Below are 21,663 nucleotides of genomic sequence, written 5' to 3'. Positions count from 1 at the left end.
ATCCTCAGGCCCCCATCCACACGAAACGTACCAGCGCAAACAGCACCAGTGCCAACGTCGAGGCCAGCCACATCATCTGGATGGTTCGCCCGATGTCATCAACGTCAATGGCGCGGGTATCATCACCGATCCAGGGTTTTTCGACGCGTTCGCCGAAGTAGTCGTTTGGCCCGCCAAGGCGCACGCCGAGCGCACCGGCAACCGTACCTTCCGGCCAGGCGCAGTTCGGGCTGCTGTGATTGTTCCGGTCACGAAAACCCACACGCAATGCTGCGCGGGCATCCTGGCGACAACACCAGGCTGCGATACTCAGCAAAAGCCAGCTCAGGCGTGCCGGGATAAAATTGGCGACATCATCCAGCCGGGCGCTGACCATGCCGATGGCGCGGTACTTTTCATGTTTGTAGCCGACCATTGAATCCAGCGTGTTGACGGCTTTGTAGGCCATCGCCAGTGGCGCGCCGCCGAGCAGCAAAAAAAACAGCGGGGCAATCACCCCATCGACGGTATTCTCCGCGACCGTTTCCACCACCGCGCGAGTGATTTGCGGCGGCTGCAACTGGCGGGTATCGCGCCCGACAATCCATGAGAGTTTTTCGCGGCTCTGGGCAAGCAGCCCCTGGCGCAGCGGCTTTTCGACTTCCCGTGCCATGTCCGCCAGGCAACGGGTGGCGAGCGAGGTGTAGATCAACCACACCTCGACACACCAGCCGAGCCACGGGTGAGTGGCGCTTGCCAGCGCCAGCGCGCCCCAGGCCACTCCCCAGCTCACACCGACCACCGCCAGCCACATTACGCCGCCGCCCATGCGCAACGCGTTATCGCTATGGCAACAGCGCCGCACGATGCCTTGTAGCAGGTTAATCAGCGCGCCAATCCAGCGTACTGGATGCGGCCAGTGCGGCGGGTCGCCCAGCAGCCGATCGAGTAAAAACGCCACAACCCAGGCAAGCAGTGTCATTGCGCGCTCCTTGCGACAGCAAACCAGTGGTTGAGCATTTGCGGGCGTTGGGCGAAGTGCAGATGCAGGTAGCTGGCGAAGGTGTTACCAACCTGCCAGCCGCCCTGCCAGCGTTTGAGCACTTCGCCGTCACGGGTTTTATGGCAGTCGAGCACCGCCGCCGTTTGCGCGGTGAAATCTGAATAGTGAAATTCGTGTCCGCGCAGGGTTTCACCCACTGCCGCCAGTAAGGTCTGTTGCGTCGCGCGGGCTTCGCAGTAGCCAAAGCGGGTCAGTTTGTTACCCATCACGCTAAGACCGGGGATCACATTCGCCATCGGCCATTCGTGGCCGTCAGCATCACGCAATGCGGTGCCGAGATACATCAGCCCGCCGCACTCGGCGTAGATCGCTACACCGCGTCGATGTGCCGCGCGGATAGCCTCCAGCATCGGGGTATTTTCTGATAACGCCCGCGCATGCAGCTCCGGATACCCCCCGCCAAGCCACAGCATCTGGCATTCCGGTAACTGGCGCTCCCGCAGCGGGCTAAAGCGCACAATGTGAACACCTGCGCGTTCCAGTAAATCGAGGTTATCGGGGTAGTAAAAGTTGAAGGCCTCATCAAAGGCTAATGCCAGCGTCAGCCCTGCGCCTGCAGCCGCATCCGGCAAGGGCGGCATTTGCCCGGCGGGAAGCGCCGTGAGTTGGCTGAGTGTGAGCAGTTGGTCAATATCAATCGTTTGCTCCAGATGCCCGGCAAAATCTTGCCACGATTGGGCTTCCACCACTGATTCACGCGCGGTCACCAGACCGAGATGACGCTCCGGCAACGTAATGCCGGGCGCGGTCGGGACATACCCCAGCACCGGTAGCGCGCAATAGTGTTCAATGGCGTGTTTCAGGAGCTGAAAATGGCTGTCGCTGTTAACCCGGTTGACGATAACGCCGGCAATGGGCAGTTGCGGATCGAAGTGCTGAAAACCCATGACTGTTGCGGCAATGGAGGTCGACACCGCTTTGCCGTCAACGAGCAAAATCACCGCAACGCCAAGCTGTTTTGCCAGTGCGGCGCTGCTGCAATAATCAGGGTCGGTGCCGTAGCCGTCGTACAATCCCATCACGCCTTCAATAATGGCAACATCGTAGGCGGTAACATGCTCGCAAAAGAGCGCGTTGAGCGTTGGCTCTGGCAGCATAAAGCTGTCGAGATTGTGGGAGGCGACGCCGGAAACGGCGCTGTGCCAGGCGGTATCCAGGTAATCCGGCCCGACTTTGAACGGCTGAACACGTAAGCCGCGACGGTTAAAAACAGTAAGCAGCCCCAGCGTGACGGTGGTTTTACCACAGCCGCTACCGGTTCCGGCAAGGAGAAAGGCGCTGCGCCTGTCTGACATTCCTGATACCCCATCACGGGCGGAAAGCTGAAGTCAGGCGCGCGTTTGCCCGGTCTTACGACCGTACGCTTCTGAGCAACCCACTTCCCACCGAAGTTGTTGATAATGGCCCATCAGGTCGGTCTTCTGGCTTAGCGTCATCCTCACCCGTCCTTCCCGATCTGGCGATCAGTGGCGTTTTCGGGGTTGTCAGCATCACAGCAGCGGGGGCTGCGGGGGATTTTCGCCCCCTTCCCAGCCGCGCAAAAAGCGGCGGCAAAACCTGTTGGCTTATTGCGTCACGGCGCGAAAACCGTGTTCGCTTGTTCATGACATTTCCCAGAGGCAAACTGGATTGCCGCAGGGAAATAAAACTGATGCAGTTTATCGTCGCGTAAACACGAGTTTGTTGCGCTATAACAATGTATTGCTCACCCGCTTTTATCAACACCTGATTTATTCAGGTTTCGCGTCACGATTTTCAGTGTCGGAATTAACTCAACGCTGCATGAGTCATTCAAACACCTTCTAAGGCTGTAAACAAAATAGCGGTAGAACCTCTTCATAATCTGACGGAAAGATGTGTGTAATCACGCGCCTGCGGAAATCCTCAACTGGGAATGATAAAGACCATGTGCAGCGAGCAATGTCGAAATATCTTCGTGCTCGGGTGGAGACATGCCAACGTGGCGTTAATGCTGGCATTCGACGGGATGAAATGACACTATCCGTTTTATTTTTTAGGGGGATCACCGTGGCGCAGGCAGCATGTCCCGCATCCTGCGGCGAAATAATCCAGGGCTGGATACTCGGCGGCGAAAAGCTGGTCTCCTGCCCGGTGGCGTGGTACAGCCATGTGGAAGTCACCACCGGCACGCCACTGGCCAAAGAGCGCCCGCTCACCCGCGCGATGATCAAACTGTTGCTGGCGCACTGGCAACTTCCCGCGTCCCTCTCGTCAACGCTGCGTATCGACTGCCGCTCCACCATTCCAGTGGCGAAAGGCATGGCCAGCAGCACAGCCGATATTGCGGCGACAGCCGTAGCGGCTGCCCGACATCTTAATCAGCCGCTGGATGAAGAAACACTGGCTCAGCTCTGCGTGACGCTGGAGCCGACCGACAGCACGCTGTTTTCGGGCCTGACGCTGTTTGACCATAACACCGCAGCGACCCGCATTCCCTGTGGCGCACTTCCGCACAGCGAGGTTCTGCTGCTGGAGAGCCCGCTGACACTGACGACCGCAGATTATCACCGGATGACGCGCCAGCAGGCGCTGCTCGACAATGCGGGCACTCTGGACAGAGCATGGCAAACGCTACAACGCGCTTGCGCGAAAAATGATGCCGCACTGCTGGGCGAAGCCGCAACACTCAGCGCGATAGCCAGCCAGGCGCTATTGCAAAAACCGGCGTTCAATACCCTGCTCAATCTGGTGGAACGATTCGATTTGTACGGTCTGAACGTGGCGCATAGCGGGAGCGTGGTGGGTTTGTTTCTTGATTCAGCACGTCATGATGTGGAAGCGGTTTGCAGTTTTCTAGCGAAGAGGGAACTGGCGGTACACTGGCCAAAAAGCTATTTGTTGGAGATGGTGGCGGGCGGCGTGAAATAGGGGTGAGAGGCGAACCTCTCACCGCGAGGCATTATTCGGTTTTTGCTTCAACCGACTTCAGTTCGCCCATGGTTTTCAGCTTTTTGGAAATGTCACGACGTTCTTTCGACAGCTCGGCGTTTTTGATGATGTAATCATCTACGCGATCTTCGTAGTCGGTTTTCATGCTGGCGATAATGCCCTGAATGGCTTCAACGCTCATGCCTGGTTTGATGTAATCGCTGAGGTTATCCAGCAGCAGAACACGCTTCTGGTTATCACGGATCTTCTTCTCAACGTCCTGAATTTCACGCTGCAACTTATTCTTGCGGCGGAACAGACGCACAAACTCCAGAACATCCTGGAACGAAGGCTTGGTTGTTTCCATTTTTACACCCCTGATAATGTGAGATTCGGATTCGTTAACGCAACAAGCTTAGAGGCAAACCTACCCAAAGCGGTTGCATATGACAATAATTTTTCCTTTTCTCTATCATAACCACAAATCCAGCTGAATCGAAACAACCAGACTGTGTCCGGCGGCTATCTGCCGCTTATTTGCGCAATGCCCGGCAAATCAAATGCGATAACAATTCCAGTTGACGCGCCAATTCCAGGCTTAACCAGACATAACCATGAATAGACGTTTCGGCCAGCGCATCTCCTTGATGTTCGCGGCTTAACTGGCGTAACTCGGTGACAATCTCATTGAGCTTTTCCGTGTTTGCCAGAATCGGCTGCGGGTTGCCTTCATACAACGCGTGGGCAATGGTCAGCAACGTCTGCTGCGTCATCTGCTGCGTTTCACGCAGAGTATTGGCATTGATCATGACAAAATGGCTGGCGCGCGAGCTCCAGTGGGCGTTAATTTGCAACTCCAGCATGCACACCAAATTACGGCTGACGGTCTGGATAGCTTCAAAAATCGCTTTCTGGATATGGGTCTCTTTACTGGCTGGCGTGATTAAGCCGCGCATTTTTACCACGTCATTGAGAATTTTTTGCAGGTGTTTTTCCAGACGCGGCCGCTCCACCAGGTTGCGTGATAAACCCGCCTGATAGACCCGGTTAAACGCCGTGACGTAATTCGCCATCTGAATGCGCCAGTGCAAAAAAGCCCGCTGCGGCCAGATGCCGGTGAACAGCATCGCCAACAACGAACCAATAATCACATCGCCGCTGCGCCACAATGCGGTATGCATATCCCCGGTCGGCGCGCCGACCACCACCGAGAGCGTCACGCCGATAATCAGCGCCTGATAAGGCTTTTTACCGAGCGCCAGCCAGCCGCATATAAACATCGCAACGGCACACCACACCAGCATCACCGGCAAAGAAATCAGTTCCAGCCTTAATGCCACCAGCCCCAGTGCAGCGCCGAAGATAGTTCCGCCGATGCGCTCAAACGCGCGCGGTACAACGTTACCCCAAAAGGAAATTGGCCCCATCAGCACCACCAGCGTGATTAATGGCCAGGTACCTTCCGGCACATCCAGCAGGCGGATCAGCAGGAAAGTCAGCACAAAAGCCAATGCAATGCGCACGCCATGTACGACGTGATAATGGCGGTAAAGACGGATTTCAAAAAGGCTGAGTGATTTATCGCGACGCACGCCCGTTCTCCGGGTTAGAAATAAAAAGAGGCGCAATTGTAGGATTTTTCAGTGGCAGATATCACCTTTTTAAACAAAAAAGAGACGCCAGCTTGATCCTGACGTCCCTTTGCGCGCGTTTACTGCTTACAGCACTTTCGGCTCTACCGGAATATACATCTCGATTTCCCAGTAACCGTCGCGCTGACCGTCGTTGCGATAGACTTCGAAACAGGGTCCGGCCGAAATTTGTAATGCCTGATCGGTGAGCAACTCATCGAAAAAAAGATCCCAGCTGGCTGCAAACTCTTCGTTGTAAACCCGTGCCTGCGCCACCGCGTACTGGCCACCCGGAACCTCTGTGGTCATCACCCCTTCGCTGTTGGCTGGCACCTGAAACGCATCGTCAACGGTGATCGCCACATCCGCCCGCAATTTTTCTGCGGGTACTTCATCCGGGTTGTCGTAATAAACACAAATCCACTCCAACGGCTGGATCTGCTTGTTATCAACCCACATCGACAGCTGCGCAAATCCCTGTTTAACTTTCTCGTCCCACGGCCCGACCAGATGAAACCCGGCAATACGGCGTTTTTCACACTGCTTGACTGTGTAGCTCATACTAACTCCCTTAGTGTTACTGTTCGAACATACAGTATAACTGGCAGGCCTGCGCCTGCCATCTGCAACAACTCAATTATGAGAGCAAGCTCGCATGCCTTCCAGCCAACGCTTGACGGTGTCAGCTTTTATGATGGAGGTAATCGCTCAAACGCGAGAACCAACCGCCTTTGCCAACGCTATCCAGCGTAACCAATGGCCAATGGGCTATCACTTTATCGCGGTCAAAAAGCTGGATTTCACCCACGCGCTGATGCGCGGCAAGCGGGGCATCCAGCTCTTTGTTGTCCAGCACATATTTAGCTTTCACATTTTGCAGTTCCGCTTTGGGCAGCACCAGCCAGTAATCCTGATCGGTGCCGACATCAACCTGTTCTTTATCACCGTACCACACCCGTTCACTGCCCACTTTCTTACCATTACGCAGAATTTCCACGGTGTTAAAATTCTGCTGACCCCAGTGCAGCAGCTTACGCGCCTGGTCTTCACGCCCTTTCGGGCTGTCTGCGCCCATGACCACCGCAATCAAACGCCGCTCTCCGTCCACGCTTGAGGCGATCAGGTTAAAGCCCGCGCCAGACGTGTGACCGGTTTTCAGCCCATCAACGTTCAGCGTCTTATCCCATAACAAACCGTTGCGGTTTTGCTGGGTAATGCCGTTCCACGTCAGGCTTTTTTCACTGTACATATGATAGAAATCCGGCTCGCCATGAATGATGGCGCGGGAGAGTACCGCCAGATCATACGCAGAGCTGTGCTGGCCTGGCGCATCCAGCCCGTGTACGGTTTCAAAATGGGTATCGCGCAGATTCAGCTTCTGGACGTAATCATTCATCATAGTGACAAATTGCGGTTGCCCGCCCGCCACGTGATCCGCCAGCGCCACGCAGGCATCGTTACCGGAATCAACAATCAAACCACGGCTCAAGTCGCGCACCGTCAGGCGATCGCCCGGTTTAAGAAACATCAATGAAGAACCATCGAACACCGGGTTTCCTTTTGCCCAGGCGTCTTTTCCGACGGTGACGACATCATCAGCGCTGATGCGGTGGCTATCAATAGCGCGGTCAACCACGTAGCCGGTCATCAGTTTGGTCAGGCTCGCCGGGTTACGTTGCTGATGTTCATTGCCCGCTGTTAAGATTTGCCCGGTGGTGTAGTCCATCAATACCCAGGAGCCAGCCTGAATTGCCGGGGGCTGAGGGGCAAAAGGTAAGTCGTCGGCGTAAGCGTGGTTAACGCATACCGCCAGCAAAGAAGCAGCAAACAAACGGCGTTTCAATGAAATATCCTCAGTAGCATCTGAAATCGTCGTTCTTTTTACGGAACTTCGTGTGTCGTTACCTGGTTAAATTGCAAAAAAGTGTGACACAGATCGATTTTAAGCACCTGTTTTTGCGAAGGTCTGCGGAAGAATGACCGGTTTTCCTTCGGCACACGCGCCGGGATGGTTTACCATAGTGGGCATATTTACTGACAGGATGAGCATCTGGTGTCTGATTCCGCCGCAACGCCCACTTTTCTCTTTCACGATTATGAAACTTTCGGTACCAGCCCGGCGCTGGATCGCCCGGCGCAGTTCGCCGCGATTCGCACCGACGCGAATTTCAACATTATTGGCGAACCGGAAGTCTTCTATTGCAAACCGGCAGACGACTATCTGCCGCAGCCGGAAGCGGTGCTAATAACCGGCATTACGCCGCAAATAGCGCGCGCCAAAGGCGAGAACGAAGCGGCTTTCGCTAAACGTATTCACGATCTGTTCACCGTGCCGAACACCTGTGTGCTCGGTTACAACAATGTGCGTTTTGATGACGAAGTGACGCGCAATATTTTCTACCGCAACTTCTACGATCCTTATGCCTGGAGCTGGCAAAACCATAATTCACGCTGGGATCTGCTGGACGTCATGCGCGCCTGCTACGCCCTGCGCCCGGACGGGATTAACTGGCCGGAAAACGAGGATGGTCTGCCCAGTTTTCGTCTTGAACATCTGACTAAAGCCAACGGTATCGAACATGCGAACGCCCACGATGCAATGGCAGACGTTTACGCCACTATCGCCATGGCGCAACTGGTAAAAGCGAAACAGCCGAAGCTGTTCGACTATCTGTTCAGCCATCGCCATAAGCAGAAGCTGGCGACGCTGATTGATGTGCCACAAATGAAACCGCTGGTGCATGTCTCCGGGATGTTTGGTGCCTGGCGCGGCAACACCAGTTGGGTGGCGCCTCTGGCCTGGCATCCGGAAAACCGCAACGCGGTGATTATGGTGGATCTGGCCGGTGACATGTCGCCGCTGCTGGAACTGGACACCGATGCGCTGCGCGAACGGCTGTATACGCCGAAAGTGGAACTGGGTGAAAGAGCGGCGGTTCCGGTCAAGCTGGTGCATCTGAATAAGTGCCCGATCCTGGCGCAGGCTAACACGCTGCGCCCGCAAGACGCAGAGCGGCTGGGCATTAACCTTCAGCAGTGTCTGGATAATTTGCAAATCCTGCGCGATAACCCGCAGGTGCGCGAGAAAGTGTTGGCGATTTTCGCCGAGGCGGAACCGTTTGTTCCTTCAGATAACGTAGATGCACAAATCTACAACGGCTTTTTCAGCGATGCTGACCGCGCTGCGATGAAGATTTTGCTGGAAACCGAGCCGCGTAACCTGCCCGCACTGGACATCACCTTTGCCGATGCGCGTATTGAAAAATTGCTGTTTAACTACCGGGCACGTAACTTCCCCGGCACGCTGGATGAGCATGAACAGCAGCGCTGGCTTACCCATCGCCGCGACGTCTTAACCCCGGAGTTTTTGCAACACTACGCCGAAGCGCTGCAGGCGCTGTTCCAGCAATATGAAGGTGACAGTGAAAAGCAGTCGCTGTTAAAAGCGCTGTGGCAGTACGCCGAAGAGATTGTCTGAGAGTGCCCTCCCGGTAACGGGAGGGCATCGGCTTACGCCTTCTGCACGGTAATACGCCAGGCGGCGTCGCCAACCTGTTGGTAATCCGTAATGGTGTGGCCCTCTTCCGCCGCCCATTGTGGGATAGCTTCGGTCGCCTGGGTGCAGTCGAACGCAATAATCAGTTCATCGCCACGGGCCATCTCCGCCAGCGCCGCTTTTGCTTCTATCAGAGGAAACGGGCAAACCTGCGTTACCACGTCCAGTTTTTTTACAGCCATAACAGCTCCTGTAAGTTAAGCCGCAGCCGCCGCCAGTTTCGCTTTGCGCTGCGGACGGACATATAAAAACCATGACGCGGTCCATACGCCAAGGATCATAAACACCAGCCCGACCCAGCCCTGCCAGGTCATCATCGCGGTCATCACCAGACCATTACCAATCGAACAGCCGCCAGCCATACTGGCTCCCACGCCCATCAGCAGGCCACCAAACCCGCTGCGCAACGTGGTTTGCGCATCCGCCGCGCGTACGCGAAACTCGCGGCTGGCTTTCGCGGCGATAAACGAACCCAGAAAAATGCCCAGCACCAGGAAGACGCCCCAGTTGAGGAACTTACTCTGCCCTGTGACCAGGAACTGTAAGATGTTGGCGGTCGGCGAGGTAATGCCTAAGCCAAACATACGACCGGTGGCTTCACTAAGTGGCCAGGCAAGCAGCGCAATAAGACCAATCAGTACCGCAGTGACAAAGGGATGCCAGCGCTTTTCAAACAGCAGGTGCGCAAGCCCGGTACGACGCGGCGGTAATGAAGCAATCTTCAGCTTCGGCTTACGCAGCTCTCTGGTGACCGCCCACAGCGTGACGACAAGCAACAGAGCGATTAAGGGCCAGACGGAAACACCGAAGGTTTCGGCAATCGAGTTATGTTCCGTGCTGTAGGTTTTTAGCAGCCCATTAATGCCGTCGGCATGCGGAGAGCGCATTACCGCGCTCATCACCATATAGGTAAACAGTGCAATCCAGCTCCCTATCAACCCTTCACCCGCACGATACCAGGTGCCTGTGGCGCAACCGCCAGCATAGACAATCCCCAGCCCGAAAATGTAACCGCCAACAACAGTGCCAAGCCACGGGAACGCACCGGCATTGTATTGCAGCACTCCGCTCTGGATTAATGCAAAAACACCAACGCTTTGAATGGCGATGGCAATCAACAGGGCATAAAACATCCGGTTATTTTTCGCGATGTACATATCGCGAAACCCACCGGTCAGGCAGAAGCGCCCGCGCTGCATCACAAACCCCAACAGTGCGCCGCAAATCAATCCACTTACAATCATTGAAAGCATAACGGTAACAACGTTAGAAAAAACCAGATCGCAAATTTTCCACACGCAGCATGGCTGGAACCAATAACGAAATTATCTAACTTAGTTTGCGAGGTTATTAATAGGGAAGTAACCGATACAAAAAAGCCGGAGACAAGGCTCCGGCTTAGTAGATGTGCAGAAGAAAATTTACTGCGTGATATCTTCGTACTGCGGGACTGGATTGCGGAAGCTGCGCGTCACACACGCCAGGTAAACCAGGCCAATAGCGCCCCAGATAAGCCCCAGGATCATCGAGCTTTGCTCAAGGTTAATCCACAGCGCGCCAACCGTCAGCGCACCGCATACCGGCAACACCAGATAGTTGAAGTGCTCTTTCAGCGTCTTGTTGCGTTTTTCGCGGATCCAGAACTGGGAGATCACGGACAAGTTAACGAAGGTAAACGCAACGAGCGCACCAAAGTTAATCAGCGCCGTGGCCGTTACCAGGTCAAAACGGATCGCCAGCAGCGCGATTGCGCCAACCAGCAGCACGTTCCACGCCGGAGTACGCCATTTCGGATGGATATAACCAAAGAAACGGGTCGGGAATACGCCATCGCGCCCCATCACATACATCAGACGGGAAACGCCTGCATGTGCGGCCATACCGGACGCCAGCACGGTCACGCTGGAGAAAATCAGCACGCCCCACTGGAAGGTTTTACCCGCAACATACAGCATGATTTCCGGCTGAGAAGCATCCGGCTCTTTAAAGCGGGAGATGTCCGGGAAGTAAAGTTGCAGGAAGTAAGATGCCCCGATAAATACCATGCCGCCGATCAGCGCGGTCAGGAAGATGGCGCGCGGAATCACACGCTCCGCATCTTTGGTTTCTTCAGAAAGGGAAGAAATGCCATCAAAGCCCAGAAACGAGAAGCACAGGATAGTTGCGCCAGTGATCATCGGCACGACATGAGCACCTTCAGACCAGAACGGGCGGGAACTGACCAGCGTACCAGCGCCTTCCCCGTGGGAAACGCCGTAGATGATCAACCCAACGATAACGGCGACAATCCCCATTTGCAGGATAACGATCAAGGTGTTGAAGTTCGCCACGGTTTTGATGCTGCGCAGGTTGGAGGCCGTCATAAAAGCCACCAGCGCCACCACGAAAATCCACGACGGCACCGAAGGCACCAGCGCTTCAAAGTAAATTTTCGCCAGCAGAATGTTGATCATCGGCATGAACAAATAGTCCAGCAGTGATGACCAGCCCACCATAAAACCGACGGCCGGGGAGATGGATTTCTGAGCGTAGGTATACGCAGAACCAGCAGACGGGAAGCGGCGTACCAGCTTGCCGTAGCTCAGCGCAGTAAAGAGGATAGCGACCAACGCAAAGGCATACGCGGTTGCCACGTGGCCATCGGTCAGGCCAGAGACGATACCAAACGTATCGAACAGCGTCATTGGCTGCATATAGGCCAGGCCCATCATTACAACCGGAATCAACGTAAGCGTCTTACGTAATTCCACGCGAGAGGTTTTTGGAGTAACGTTATGCGTCATGGCGATTCTCCTGAACGGCGAGTGCCGGCGCAAAAGCAAAAAATTGCCCCATTTGTGTTATTTCCTCAGCGACAACGACTGTCGGTTTTTAAATGTGTATCTATCCGGTACGAAGCCCGGCCTCTTTTATTGAATGACGTTTGTGCTTGCAAAAAAAATAACCGACGGGTTAACGTCGGTTAGTCTCTTCATTTTTTTGCAGCGGCGTATTTTGCACCATCTTGAAGCAGTATGACAATACGGTAAGACCTATCCTGCACTTTTTATACAACTAAGTGCATGAATTTTAGGCTTTTGCTGAATTATTAAACATTTTAATAGCACTAATTGCTAAAAAATCACGCCAGCGGCATCTGCATCGGATCCGGATAGAGATATTCAAAACCCAGTTCATGGCAAATACGGCTGCCGTCTATGATTTTTCCCTTCTCATCATCGCTGCGGGATGCAGTGAAATTGGGCGGCACCAGGCCAAGCTGTCGCGCCATTGCCGGGTAGAAACTTTCGCGTGACGGATGTCCCGGCGCGCAGAGATTGTAGATATGCCCGCCTTTCGGCGCCTGCAGCAGCAACGTAATCGCTGCGACCACATCCTCGAGATGCACCAGGTTAACGCCGTGCTGGCCGTTAGGCGCCGTTTTTCCCGCCAGGAAACGCCCCGGATGGCGCGCCGGTCCCACCAGCCCTGCCAGGCGTAAAATATCCACCGATGTGCCGGGCAAATTATGCAGCCAGTCTTCCAGTTCTTTCAGCACCCGCCCACTTGCGGTGACGGGCTGGCGCGGCGTGTTTTCTTTGATGATGCCGGGCGCATCACCATAAACCGAGGTGGAACTGGTAAAAATAATACGCGGTATACGATAAGCCAGCGCGCTGTCGACAATCTCCTGCATCGCTTGCAGATAGAACTCTTCGCCGGGGCCACTGCGACGAGCCGGGAGGGTGATGACTAACGCATCGACCTGCATCAGCGCATCAAGATCGTCCGATTCGCAGACTAATTCTGGTTCAAGGTTGAGCACATAGCTTTCGATGCCGCACATGCGCGCCGCGTCGACGCCATCCTGGCTGGTTTTACTGCCGGTAACTTGCCAGCCTCGCGCCGTTAATGACAGCGCCAGCGGCATTCCCAGCCATCCTAATCCGATAATCGCGACCTTTTTCATGCCTTTCCCCTGCACTCTCGCTTCCACCTGTTTAAGGCTACGCCAGCCAGTGATAACTGACAATTCATAGAACGAATATGAAATGATTTAATGATAAAAAAAAGCCCTTGCCTTCGGCGACCAAAGTAGTTTACGTTAACTGACAACTTATGAATAAACATTCATCGAGAATTTTATGACCCGCGTTCAATTTAAACACCACCATCATCACCATCATCCTGACTAGTCTTTCAGGCGGTGTGTGCTGGAAGACGTTTGGATCTTCCAGTGGTGCATGAACGCAGAGAAAGCCCCCGGAAGATCTTCTTCCGGGGGCTTTTTTTTGAACCAAATTTAGCAGGATAAAAGAGGACAACAGAATGTTAGACAACTCGCGCTTACGCATAGCTATTCAGAAATCCGGCCGCCTGAGCGAAGATTCACGCGAACTACTGGCCCGCTGCGGGATTAAAATTAACCTGCACACCCAGCGTCTGATCGCCCTGGCAGAAAATATGCCGATTGATATTCTGCGCGTACGCGACGATGACATTCCGGGCCTTGTGATGGATGGTGTCGTTGATTTGGGCATCATCGGCGAAAACGTGCTGGAAGAAGAGCTGCTGACCCGCCGCGCACAGGGTGAAGACCCGCGCTATTTCACCCTGCGTCGCCTCGATTTCGGCGGCTGCCGCCTGTCCCTGGCAACCCCGGTTGACGAAAGCTGGAACGGCCCGCAAGCGCTGGACGGTAAACGTATCGCCACCTCTTATCCGCACCTGTTAAAACGCTATCTCGATCAGAAAGGTGTCTCTTTTAGATCTTGTCTGTTAAATGGTTCTGTTGAAGTCGCCCCACGGGCGGGTCTGGCGGATGCGATTTGCGATCTGGTTTCAACCGGCGCGACGCTCGAAGCCAATGGCCTGCGTGAAGTGGAAGTGATTTACCGTTCGAAAGCCTGTCTGATCCAGCGCGACGGTGAAATGACCGATGCCAAACAGCAGCTTATCGATAAGCTGTTAACGCGTATTCAGGGCGTTATTCAGGCGCGTGAATCGAAATACATTATGATGCACGCGCCAAGCGAGCGTCTGGAAGAGGTCATCGCCCTGCTGCCTGGTGCGGAACGCCCCACTATTCTGCCGCTGGCGGGCGATCAGCAGCGTGTGGCAATGCACATGGTCAGCAGCGAAACGCTGTTCTGGGAAACCATGGAAAAACTGAAGGCGCTGGGAGCAAGTTCCATTCTGGTGCTACCGATTGAGAAGATGATGGAGTAAGACCATGAGCTTCAATACCGTAATCGACTGGAACAGCTGTAGCGAAGCGCAGCAACGCGACTTGTTGATGCGCCCGGCGATCTCTGCGTCTGATAGCATCACGCGTACCGTGGTTGAGATCCTCGACACGGTTAAAGCGCGCGGCGATGACGCCCTGCGTGAATACAGCGCCAAATTCGACAAAACTGAGGTCGACGTACTGAAAGTCACGGCACAGGAAATCGCCGATGCCAGCGCACGCCTGGGTGACGACATCAAGCAAGCGATGGCTGTAGCGGTGAAAAACATCGATACCTTCCATACTGCGCAAAAGCTGCAAACGGTGGATGTTGAAACCCTGCCGGGCGTACGCTGCCAGCAGGTTACCCGCCCTATCGCTTCGGTTGGTCTGTATATTCCCGGCGGTTCTGCCCCGCTGTTTTCAACCGTATTAATGCTGGCAACACCGGCGCGTATTGCCGGTTGCCAGAAAGTGGTGCTCTGCTCGCCGCCGCCGATTGCCGATGAAATTCTCTATGCCGCAAAGCTTTGCGGTGTGCAGGAGATTTTTAAAGTGGGCGGCGCACAAGCCATTGCCGCGCTGGCTTTTGGCACCGAATCGATCGCGAAGGTCGACAAAATTTTTGGCCCTGGAAATGCTTTTGTGACCGAAGCCAAACGCCAGGTCAGCCAGCGCCTGGACGGCGCGGCAATCGACATGCCCGCCGGCCCTTCCGAAGTTCTGGTCATCGCCGATAGTGGCGCAACGCCGGATTTTGTCGCCTCCGATCTGCTTTCGCAGGCGGAGCACGGCCCGGATTCACAGGTTATCCTGCTGACGCCGGACAGCGAGATGGCGACCCGTGTAGCCGAGGCGGTTGAACGACAGCTCGCGGAACTGCCGCGCGCGGAAACCGCTCGCCAGGCGCTCTCTGCCAGCCGCCTGATTGTGGCACGCGATTTAGCGCAATGCGTGGCGATTTCCAACCAATACGGCCCGGAGCACCTGATTATTCAGACCCGCGATGCGCGTTCGCTGGTGGAGAGCATCACCAGCGCAGGCTCGGTGTTTCTCGGTGACTGGTCACCGGAATCCGCAGGCGATTACGCTTCCGGCACTAACCACGTGCTGCCCACTTACGGTTACACCGCCACCTGTTCCAGCCTGGGTCTGGCCGATTTCCAGAAACGGATGACGGTGCAGGAACTCTCCCGCGATGGTTTCGCGCAGCTCGCAAGCACCATTGAAACGCTGGCGGCGGCAGAACGACTGACCGCTCACAAAAACGCCGTCACGTTGCGCGTTAAGGCACTGAAGGAGCAAGCATGAGCATTGAAGAACTGGCGCGTAAAAATGTGCGCGAACTGACGCCCTATCAGTCGGCTCGCCGTCTTGGCGGTAAAGGCGATGTCTGGCTGAATGCCAATGAATTTCCGACAGCGGTACCTTTCGAACTGACGCAGCAAACGTTAAACCGTTACCCGGAGTGCCAGCCAAAAGCGGTAATAGAAAACTATGCGCACTATGCGGGCGTAAAACCGGAACAAGTGCTGGTCAGCCGTGGTGCAGATGAAGGGATTGAGTTATTGATCCGCGCATTTTGCGAACCGGGTAAAGACGCAGTGCTGTTCTGCCCGCCGACCTATGGCATGTATAGCGTCAGCGCCGAAACGCTGGGGGTGGAGTACCGTACCGTGCCCGCGCTGGCTGACTGGCAACTGGATCTGCAAGGCATCGCCGACAAACTGGATGGCGTCAAAGTTATTTACGTTTGCAGCCCGAATAACCCCACCGGGCAGATTATCAACCCGCAAGATTTCCGCGTATTGCTTGAAATGACGCGCGGCAAAGCGATTGTTGTGGCGGATGAAGCTTATATTGAGTTTTGCCCACAGGCCACGCTGGCGGGCTGGCTCAGTGAATACCCGAATCTGGTGGTACTGCGTACCCTCTCTAAAGCGTTTGCGCTGGCAGGCCTGCGTTGCGGTTTTACCCTCGCAAATGAAGACGTGATCGCGCTGCTGTTAAAAGTGATTGCCCCCTACCCGCTCTCTACACCGGTGGCGGATATTGCCGCGCAAGCGCTCAGCCCGCAGGGTATTGTCGCGATGCGCGAGCGGGTGGCGCAAATTCTGGTTGAACGCCAGTATCTGATTACCGCGCTGCGGGATATTCCGTGTGTGGAGCAGGTGTTCGACTCGGAGACTAACTATATTCTTGTGCGCCTGACTGCCTCCAGCGCAGTGTTTAAATCGTTGTGGGATCAAGGCATTATCCTGAGAGACCAGAACAAACAACCTTCTTTAAGCGGCTGCCTGCGCATCACCATTGGCACCCGTGCAGAAAGCCAGCGCGTCATTGACGCCTTACGTGCGGAGCCAGTATGAGCCAGAAGTACCTGTTTATTGACCGTGATGGAACCCTGATTTCCGAACCCCCTTCCGATTATCAGGTGGATAAATTCGAGAAACTGGCCTTTGAGCCGGGGGTCATCCCGGTATTACTGAAACTGCAAAAAGCCGGTTACAAACTGGTGATGATCACCAATCAGGATGGTCTGGGTACCAGCAGTTTCCCGCAAGCGGATTTCGATGGCCCGCACAACTTGATGATGCAGGTCTTCACCTCCCAGGGCATCGAATTTGAAGAGGTGCTGATTTGCCCGCACCTGCCTGCCGATGCGTGCGACTGCCGTAAGCCAAAAGTGAAGCTGGTGGAACGCTGGCTGGCAGAAGGCGCACTCGATCGCGTGAATAGCTATGTGATTGGCGACCGCGCCACTGATATTGAGCTGGCGAACAACATGTCGATTGGCGGTTTACGATACAACCCTGAGACGCTGAACTGGGCGATGATTGGGGAGCAACTGACGCGCCGCGACCGTTATGCGCACGTTGAGCGCAATACCAAAGAGACGCAGATTGATGTCAAAGTGTGGCTGGATCGCGAAGGCGGTAGCAAGATCCACACCGGCGTCGGTTTCTTCGACCATATGCTTGATCAAATCGCGACGCATGGCGGTTTTCGCATGGAAATCGCGGTGAAAGGCGATCTCTATATTGACGATCACCACACGGTAGAAGATACCGGGCTGGCACTGGGTGAAGCGCTTAAACTGGCGCTCGGCGACAAGCGTGGCATCAACCGTTTTGGCTTTGTGTTACCGATGGATGAGTGCCTGGCGCGCTGTGCGCTGGACATTTCCGGCCGCCCACACCTCGAATATAAAGCAGAGTTTGCCTACCAGCGCGTGGGCGATTTGAGCACCGAAATGGTCGAGCACTTCTTCCGCTCGCTCTCTTACACCATGGCCGTGACGCTGCATCTCAAAACCAAAGGCAAAAACGACCACCACCGCGTGGAAAGTTTATTTAAAGCATTTGGTCGCACGCTGCGCCAGGCGATACGCGTGGAAGGCGATACGCTCCCCTCATCAAAAGGAGTGCTGTGATGAATGTGGTGATCCTCGATACCGGCTGCGCCAACCTGAACTCGGTGAAATCCGCCGTCTCGCGCCACGGTTACGAGCCGCAAGTCAGCCGCGACCCGGATGTGGTGCTGCGCGCAGACAAACTGTTTTTACCCGGTGTCGGAACGGCGCAGGCCGCGATGGATCAGCTACGCGAGCGCGACCTGATCGAACTGGTGAAAGCCTGTACGCAGCCGGTGCTCGGCATCTGCCTGGGAATGCAACTGCTCGGGCGTTTTAGCGAAGAGACCCGCGGCGTCGATTTGTTGGGCATCATCGAACAGGATGTGCCGAAGATGAAAGACATTGGCCTGCCACTGCCGCATATGGGCTGGAACCAGGTTTATGCAAAAGCCGGGAACCGCCTGTTCCAGGGCATCGAGGACGGCGCTTATTTCTATTTTGTGCACAGCTACGCCATGCCGGTGAACGCGTACACCATTGCCCGCTGCGATTATGGCGAGCCGTTTACTGCCGCCGTGCAGAAAGACAATTTCTACGGCGTGCAATTTCATCCGGAACGTTCCGGCCGCGCGGGTGCGCAACTGCTGAAAAACTTCCTGGAGATGTGATGATTATTCCGGCTTTAGATTTAATTGACGGCACCGTCGTACGTCTTCATCAGGGCGACTACGCACAGCAGCGCGATTATGGCAACGACCCGCTGCAGCGCTTGCAGGATTATGCCGCCCAGGGCGCACAAGTGCTGCACCTCGTCGATTTAACCGGCGCGAAAGATCCGGCGAAACGCCAGATCCCGTTGCTGAAAACGCTGGTCGCCGGGGTGAATATTCCGGTGCAGGTTGGCGGTGGAGTGCGCACAGAAGAGGATGTCGCCGCCCTGCTCGCTGCCGGGGTTGCCCGCGTGGTTATCGGCTCGACGGCGGTAAAATCGCCTGAGGTAGTGAAAGGCTGGTTTGCGCGCTTTGGCGCAGACAAGCTGGTGCTGGCGCTGGATGTGCGCATTGATGAACAAGGCACGAAGCAGGTCGCAGTGAGCGGCTGGCAGGAGAACTCCGGAGTAACGCTGGAAGCGCTGGTGGAAACCTATCTGACTGTTGGGCTCAAACATGTGCTGTGTACCGATATTTCCCGCGACGGTACGCTCGCTGGCTCGAACGTTTCCCTGTATGAAGAGATTTGCGCCCGCTGGCCGCAAGTGGCGTTTCAGTCGTCCGGCGGTATTGGGGATTTGAAGGATATTGCCGCCCTGCGCGGTACTGGCGTGCGCGGCGTGATTGTCGGACGTGCGCTGCTGGAAGGTAAATTCACGGTGAAGGAGGCCATTCAATGCTGGCAAAACGGATAATCCCTTGTCTTGACGTGCGTGATGGCCAGGTGGTGAAAGGCGTGCAGTTCCGTAATCACGAAATTATTGGCGACATTGTACCGCTGGCAAAACGCTACGCTGAAGAAGGTGCGGACGAGCTGGTTTTCTACGACATCACCGCCTCCAGCGATGGCCGCGTGGTGGATAAGAGCTGGGTGTCACGCGTGGCGGAAGTGATTGATATTCCTTTCTGTGTCGCAGGTGGGATTAAGTCTGCTGACGATGCGGCGAAAATCCTCTCGTTTGGCGCAGATAAAATTTCGATTAACTCCCCTGCGCTGGCCGATCCTGAGTTAATCACACGGCTGGCAGATCGCTTCGGTGTGCAGTGCATTGTGGTCGGTATCGATACCTGGTTTGACGCCGAAACAGGCAAATATCACGTCAATCAATATACCGGTGATGAGAGCCGCACCCGTGTCACGCAATGGGAAACGCTGGACTGGGTGCAGGAAGTGCAAAAGCGCGGCGCAGGGGAAATCGTGCTGAACATGATGAACCAGGATGGCGTGCGCAATGGCTACGACCTTGAACAACTGAAGAAAGTGCGCGCGGTGTGTCATGTTCCACTGATTGCTTCTGGTGGTGCGGGCACCATGGAACATTTCCTGGAAGCCTTTCGCGATGCGAACGTTGACGGCGCGCTGGCGGCTTCCGTGTTTCACAAGCAGATACTCAATATTGGTGAATTAAAAACGTACCTGGCAGACCAGGGCGTGGAGATCAGGGTATGTTAACAGAGCAACAACTGGCCCAACTGGATTGGGAAAAAACCGACGGACTGCTGCCCGCCGTGGTGCAACATGCGGTTTCCGGCGAAGTGCTGATGCTGGGTTACATGAACAAAGAGGCGCTGGCAAAAACGCAGGAAAGCGGTAAAGTCACTTTTTTCTCCCGCACTAAAGGGCGGTTATGGACCAAAGGTGAAACCTCGGGTCATTTCCTTAACGTGGTGAAGATAGCCCCTGATTGCGACAACGACACGTTGCTGGTCCTTGTTAACCCTATCGGCCCAACCTGCCACACGGGAACCTCCAGCTGCTTTGGCGATACCAGTCACCAGTGGTTGTTTCTCTACCAGTTAGAAGAACTGCTCGCAGCGCGCAAAACGGCCGACCCGGCAAGTTCTTACACCGCCAAACTCTACGCCAGCGGCACTAAGCGTATCGCGCAGAAAGTGGGTGAAGAAGGTGTAGAAACGGCACTGGCGGCAACCGTAAACGACCGCGAAGAGCTGACTAACGAAGCCTCTGACCTGATGTATCACCTGCTGGTGCTGCTGCAGGATCAGCAACTTGATTTAACCACCGTGATTGAGAATTTACGCAAGCGGCATAAATAAGCTATGCATAGGGAGCTATCACGCTCCCTCTTATTTATCGCTGATAAAGCAGTTACCATTATTTCCCACAGCAGGTATCATCCCACCACAGTTTTTCGCATCACAAGTTGTGCATATCAAACATTGAGGTTGAAGATGAAATTTCTGGTCACCGGCGCTGCCGGGTTTATCGGCTATCACGTCAGTGAACGTTTGCTGAAAGCGGGCCACCAGGTTGTGGGTATTGATAACCTGAATGATTACTACGATGTCAGTCTGAAGCAAGCGCGCCTGGATTTACTGGCTTCTCCCAATTTCCACTTTCATAAAATCGATCTCGCTGACCGCGAAGGGATGGCGCAGCTGTTTGCGCGTGAGAAATTCGACCGCGTTATTCATCTCGCTGCACAAGCAGGGGTCCGTTACTCGCTGGAAAACCCGCACATTTACGCAGAATCTAATCTGATTGGACATCTGAACGTACTTGAAGGCTGCCGTCATCATAAAGTGCAGCATCTGCTGTATGCATCCTCCAGCTCCGTTTACGGGTTAAACCGTAAGATGCCCTTCTCCACTGATGATTCGGTTGACCACCCGGTATCACTCTACGCGGCAACGAAAAAAGCCAATGAACTGATGTCGCATACCTATTCGCATCTGTATGGTCTGCCAACGACCGGCCTGCGTTTCTTTACGGTTTATGGTCCTTGGGGACGCCCGGACATGGCGCTCTTTAAGTTCACGAAAGCGATGCTGGAAGGCAAGAGCATTGACGTTTACAACTATGGCAAAATGAAGCGCGACTTCACCTACATTGACGATATCGTGGAAGCGATTATCCGTATGCAGGATGTTATCCCGCAGCCGGATGCAAACTGGACAGTTGAAAGCGGTTCACCGGCAACCAGCTCTGCGCCTTACCATGTTTATAACATTGGCAACAGCTCTCCGGTCAAGCTGATGGATTACATCACGGCACTGGAAGAAGCATTGGGTATTGAAGCGCAGAAAAATATGATGCCGATTCAGCCAGGCGATGTGCTGGAAACGAGCGCAGACACCCAGCCGCTGTATGAGGTGACAGGCTTTAAGCCCCAGACTTCAGTCAAAGACGGTGTGAAGCGCTTTGTTGACTGGTATAGAGCGTTTTATAACGTTTGAAACGCTAACTATATCCAATCCTAATATTCACCATATACACCCACCTGTATGTTAAGGTGGGTATTATTAAACGAAG

Annotated in this window: 22 protein-coding genes, 1 riboswitch and 1 other annotated feature; of the genes, 12 read left to right on the top strand and 10 right to left on the bottom strand. The window is 54.7% G+C overall.

The features are described 5' to 3' along the window. Positions 1–4 precede the first annotated feature (4 nt). Together cbiB and ACFX4O_RS09370 are read right to left on the bottom strand one after the other, a co-directional pair. The gene (gene cbiB, locus ACFX4O_RS09375) at positions 5–961 is read right to left on the bottom strand and encodes an adenosylcobinamide-phosphate synthase CbiB (protein ID WP_380208291.1); all 957 of its coding nucleotides are present in this window, start codon (positions 959–961) and stop codon (positions 5–7) included. Next, positions 958–2,337 (bottom strand): cobyrinate a,c-diamide synthase, encoded by a 1,380-nt coding sequence (locus tag ACFX4O_RS09370; protein ID WP_380208289.1) that lies wholly within the window; start codon positions 2,335–2,337, stop codon positions 958–960. Before ACFX4O_RS09370 ends, cbiB begins: the two co-directional genes overlap by 4 nt. 98 nt (positions 2,338–2,435) lie before the next feature. Next, positions 2,436–2,618: riboswitch (cobalamin riboswitch) on the bottom strand. A gap of 452 nt (positions 2,619–3,070) precedes the next feature. On the opposite strand from ACFX4O_RS09370, the gene ACFX4O_RS09365 reads away from it, so the two are divergent. Then, complete coding sequence (locus ACFX4O_RS09365; protein ID WP_380208287.1) at positions 3,071–3,931, top strand: L-threonine kinase; 861 nt, start codon at positions 3,071–3,073, stop codon at positions 3,929–3,931. Positions 3,932–3,962: 31 nt separating this feature from the next. Here ACFX4O_RS09365 and ACFX4O_RS09360 read toward each other — a convergent pair whose 3' ends face one another. The 4 genes from ACFX4O_RS09360 to dacD form a co-directional block, all read right to left on the bottom strand. Beyond that, the gene (locus tag ACFX4O_RS09360) at positions 3,963–4,298 is read right to left on the bottom strand and encodes a DUF496 family protein (protein ID WP_017458442.1); all 336 of its coding nucleotides are present in this window, start codon (positions 4,296–4,298) and stop codon (positions 3,963–3,965) included. A gap of 166 nt (positions 4,299–4,464) precedes the next feature. Beyond that, positions 4,465–5,523, bottom strand: a complete 1,059-nt coding sequence (locus ACFX4O_RS09355; RefSeq protein WP_380208285.1) for an FUSC family protein — start codon at positions 5,521–5,523, stop codon at positions 4,465–4,467. A gap of 126 nt (positions 5,524–5,649) precedes the next feature. Beyond that, positions 5,650–6,123, bottom strand: a complete 474-nt coding sequence (gene sbmC / locus ACFX4O_RS09350; protein ID WP_131412048.1) for a DNA gyrase inhibitor SbmC — start codon at positions 6,121–6,123, stop codon at positions 5,650–5,652. Between the two features lie 121 nt (positions 6,124–6,244). Next, a complete protein-coding gene (gene dacD / locus ACFX4O_RS09345; RefSeq protein WP_131412046.1) occupies positions 6,245–7,405 on the bottom strand; it encodes a serine-type D-Ala-D-Ala carboxypeptidase DacD in 1,161 nt (386 codons plus the stop codon). A 210-nt stretch (positions 7,406–7,615) separates the two neighbouring features. Here dacD and sbcB point away from each other — a divergent pair, with 210 nt between their 5' ends. After that, positions 7,616–9,040, top strand: coding sequence for an exodeoxyribonuclease I (gene sbcB / locus ACFX4O_RS09340; RefSeq protein ID WP_380208282.1), 1,425 nt, complete (start codon positions 7,616–7,618; stop codon positions 9,038–9,040). 32 nt (positions 9,041–9,072) lie between these two features. Here sbcB and tsuB read toward each other — a convergent pair whose 3' ends face one another. From tsuB to ACFX4O_RS09320, 4 genes are all read right to left on the bottom strand, one after another. Then, on the bottom strand, positions 9,073–9,300 hold the full coding sequence (gene tsuB / locus ACFX4O_RS09335) for a thiosulfate utilization sulfurtransferase TsuB/YeeD (protein WP_131412042.1): 228 nt from the start codon (positions 9,298–9,300) through the stop codon (positions 9,073–9,075). A 15-nt stretch (positions 9,301–9,315) separates the two neighbouring features. Further along, the gene (gene tsuA / locus ACFX4O_RS09330; protein ID WP_380208280.1) at positions 9,316–10,371 is read right to left on the bottom strand and encodes a thiosulfate utilization transporter TsuA/YeeE; all 1,056 of its coding nucleotides are present in this window, start codon (positions 10,369–10,371) and stop codon (positions 9,316–9,318) included. A gap of 168 nt (positions 10,372–10,539) precedes the next feature. Beyond that, positions 10,540–11,901 (bottom strand): APC family permease, encoded by a 1,362-nt coding sequence (locus ACFX4O_RS09325; protein ID WP_380208278.1) that lies wholly within the window; start codon positions 11,899–11,901, stop codon positions 10,540–10,542. A 338-nt stretch (positions 11,902–12,239) separates the two neighbouring features. Next, positions 12,240–13,067, bottom strand: a complete 828-nt coding sequence (locus ACFX4O_RS09320; protein WP_380208276.1) for an SDR family oxidoreductase — start codon at positions 13,065–13,067, stop codon at positions 12,240–12,242. A gap of 175 nt (positions 13,068–13,242) precedes the next feature. On the opposite strand from ACFX4O_RS09320, the gene hisL reads away from it, so the two are divergent. The 10 genes from hisL to ACFX4O_RS09270 all read left to right on the top strand — a co-directional run bounded on the left by hisL (position 13,243) and on the right by ACFX4O_RS09270 (position 21,587). Continuing rightward, complete coding sequence (gene hisL / locus ACFX4O_RS09315) at positions 13,243–13,293, top strand: his operon leader peptide (RefSeq protein ID WP_001364200.1); 51 nt, start codon at positions 13,243–13,245, stop codon at positions 13,291–13,293. Next, positions 13,269–13,391, top strand: a sequence feature (His leader region). (Overlaps the previous gene by 25 nt.) Positions 13,392–13,426: 35 nt before the next feature. Next, positions 13,427–14,326: an ATP phosphoribosyltransferase gene (gene hisG / locus ACFX4O_RS09310; RefSeq protein ID WP_017458451.1), complete on the top strand. Its 900-nt coding sequence runs from the start codon at positions 13,427–13,429 to the stop codon at positions 14,324–14,326. Between the two features lie 4 nt (positions 14,327–14,330). Further along, positions 14,331–15,635, top strand: a complete 1,305-nt coding sequence (hisD, locus tag ACFX4O_RS09305) for a histidinol dehydrogenase (protein ID WP_131412036.1) — start codon at positions 14,331–14,333, stop codon at positions 15,633–15,635. Then, positions 15,632–16,693: a histidinol-phosphate transaminase gene (hisC, locus tag ACFX4O_RS09300; RefSeq protein ID WP_131412034.1), complete on the top strand. Its 1,062-nt coding sequence runs from the start codon at positions 15,632–15,634 to the stop codon at positions 16,691–16,693. The genes hisD and hisC overlap by 4 nt, the downstream gene beginning before the upstream one ends. Next, entirely contained in the window at positions 16,690–17,757 is a 1,068-nt protein-coding gene (gene hisB / locus ACFX4O_RS09295) for a bifunctional histidinol-phosphatase/imidazoleglycerol-phosphate dehydratase HisB (protein WP_380208272.1), read from the top strand. Before hisC ends, hisB begins: the two co-directional genes overlap by 4 nt. Next, entirely contained in the window at positions 17,757–18,347 is a 591-nt protein-coding gene (gene hisH / locus ACFX4O_RS09290; RefSeq protein ID WP_380208270.1) for an imidazole glycerol phosphate synthase subunit HisH, read from the top strand. The genes hisB and hisH overlap by 1 nt, the downstream gene beginning before the upstream one ends. After that, positions 18,347–19,084, top strand: coding sequence for a 1-(5-phosphoribosyl)-5-[(5-phosphoribosylamino)methylideneamino]imidazole-4-carboxamide isomerase (hisA, locus tag ACFX4O_RS09285; protein WP_380208268.1), 738 nt, complete (start codon positions 18,347–18,349; stop codon positions 19,082–19,084). Before hisH ends, hisA begins: the two co-directional genes overlap by 1 nt. Then, positions 19,066–19,842 carry an imidazole glycerol phosphate synthase subunit HisF gene (gene hisF, locus ACFX4O_RS09280; protein ID WP_380208266.1) on the top strand — a complete coding sequence of 259 codons (777 nt, stop codon included), beginning with the start codon at positions 19,066–19,068 and terminating at the stop codon, positions 19,840–19,842. Before hisA ends, hisF begins: the two co-directional genes overlap by 19 nt. Beyond that, the gene (hisIE, locus tag ACFX4O_RS09275; protein ID WP_131412024.1) at positions 19,836–20,447 is read left to right on the top strand and encodes a bifunctional phosphoribosyl-AMP cyclohydrolase/phosphoribosyl-ATP diphosphatase HisIE; all 612 of its coding nucleotides are present in this window, start codon (positions 19,836–19,838) and stop codon (positions 20,445–20,447) included. Before hisF ends, hisIE begins: the two co-directional genes overlap by 7 nt. A 135-nt stretch (positions 20,448–20,582) precedes the next feature. Then, positions 20,583–21,587, top strand: coding sequence for an NAD-dependent epimerase (locus ACFX4O_RS09270; protein ID WP_380208264.1), 1,005 nt, complete (start codon positions 20,583–20,585; stop codon positions 21,585–21,587). Positions 21,588–21,663: the final 76 nt, after the last annotated feature.

Origin of the sequence: Kosakonia sp. YIM B13571 (genome assembly GCF_042788095.1) — a bacterium.
Taxonomy (GTDB): domain Bacteria; phylum Pseudomonadota; class Gammaproteobacteria; order Enterobacterales; family Enterobacteriaceae; genus Kosakonia; species Kosakonia quasisacchari.
The sequence above is the reverse complement of the archived record's forward strand: the minus strand, read 5'-3'. Positions and strand labels throughout refer to the sequence as shown.

Coding starts and splice junctions, on each gene's coding strand:
- hisA (WP_380208268.1), top strand. CDS start 18,347: ATGATTATTCCGGCTTTAGATTTAATTGACGGCACCGTCGTACGTCTT.
- hisB (WP_380208272.1), top strand. CDS start 16,690: ATGAGCCAGAAGTACCTGTTTATTGACCGTGATGGAACCCTGATTTCC.
- ACFX4O_RS09370 (WP_380208289.1), bottom strand. CDS start 2,337: ATGTCAGACAGGCGCAGCGCCTTTCTCCTTGCCGGAACCGGTAGCGGC.
- hisC (WP_131412034.1), top strand. CDS start 15,632: ATGAGCATTGAAGAACTGGCGCGTAAAAATGTGCGCGAACTGACGCCC.
- hisIE (WP_131412024.1), top strand. CDS start 19,836: ATGTTAACAGAGCAACAACTGGCCCAACTGGATTGGGAAAAAACCGAC.
- sbmC (WP_131412048.1), bottom strand. CDS start 6,123: ATGAGCTACACAGTCAAGCAGTGTGAAAAACGCCGTATTGCCGGGTTT.
- hisD (WP_131412036.1), top strand. CDS start 14,331: ATGAGCTTCAATACCGTAATCGACTGGAACAGCTGTAGCGAAGCGCAG.
- hisH (WP_380208270.1), top strand. CDS start 17,757: ATGAATGTGGTGATCCTCGATACCGGCTGCGCCAACCTGAACTCGGTG.
- ACFX4O_RS09320 (WP_380208276.1), bottom strand. CDS start 13,067: ATGAAAAAGGTCGCGATTATCGGATTAGGATGGCTGGGAATGCCGCTG.
- ACFX4O_RS09270 (WP_380208264.1), top strand. CDS start 20,583: ATGAAATTTCTGGTCACCGGCGCTGCCGGGTTTATCGGCTATCACGTC.
- cbiB (WP_380208291.1), bottom strand. CDS start 961: ATGACACTGCTTGCCTGGGTTGTGGCGTTTTTACTCGATCGGCTGCTG.
- tsuA (WP_380208280.1), bottom strand. CDS start 10,371: ATGCTTTCAATGATTGTAAGTGGATTGATTTGCGGCGCACTGTTGGGG.
- ACFX4O_RS09360 (WP_017458442.1), bottom strand. CDS start 4,298: ATGGAAACAACCAAGCCTTCGTTCCAGGATGTTCTGGAGTTTGTGCGT.
- hisG (WP_017458451.1), top strand. CDS start 13,427: ATGTTAGACAACTCGCGCTTACGCATAGCTATTCAGAAATCCGGCCGC.
- ACFX4O_RS09325 (WP_380208278.1), bottom strand. CDS start 11,901: ATGACGCATAACGTTACTCCAAAAACCTCTCGCGTGGAATTACGTAAG.
- tsuB (WP_131412042.1), bottom strand. CDS start 9,300: ATGGCTGTAAAAAAACTGGACGTGGTAACGCAGGTTTGCCCGTTTCCT.
- hisF (WP_380208266.1), top strand. CDS start 19,066: ATGCTGGCAAAACGGATAATCCCTTGTCTTGACGTGCGTGATGGCCAG.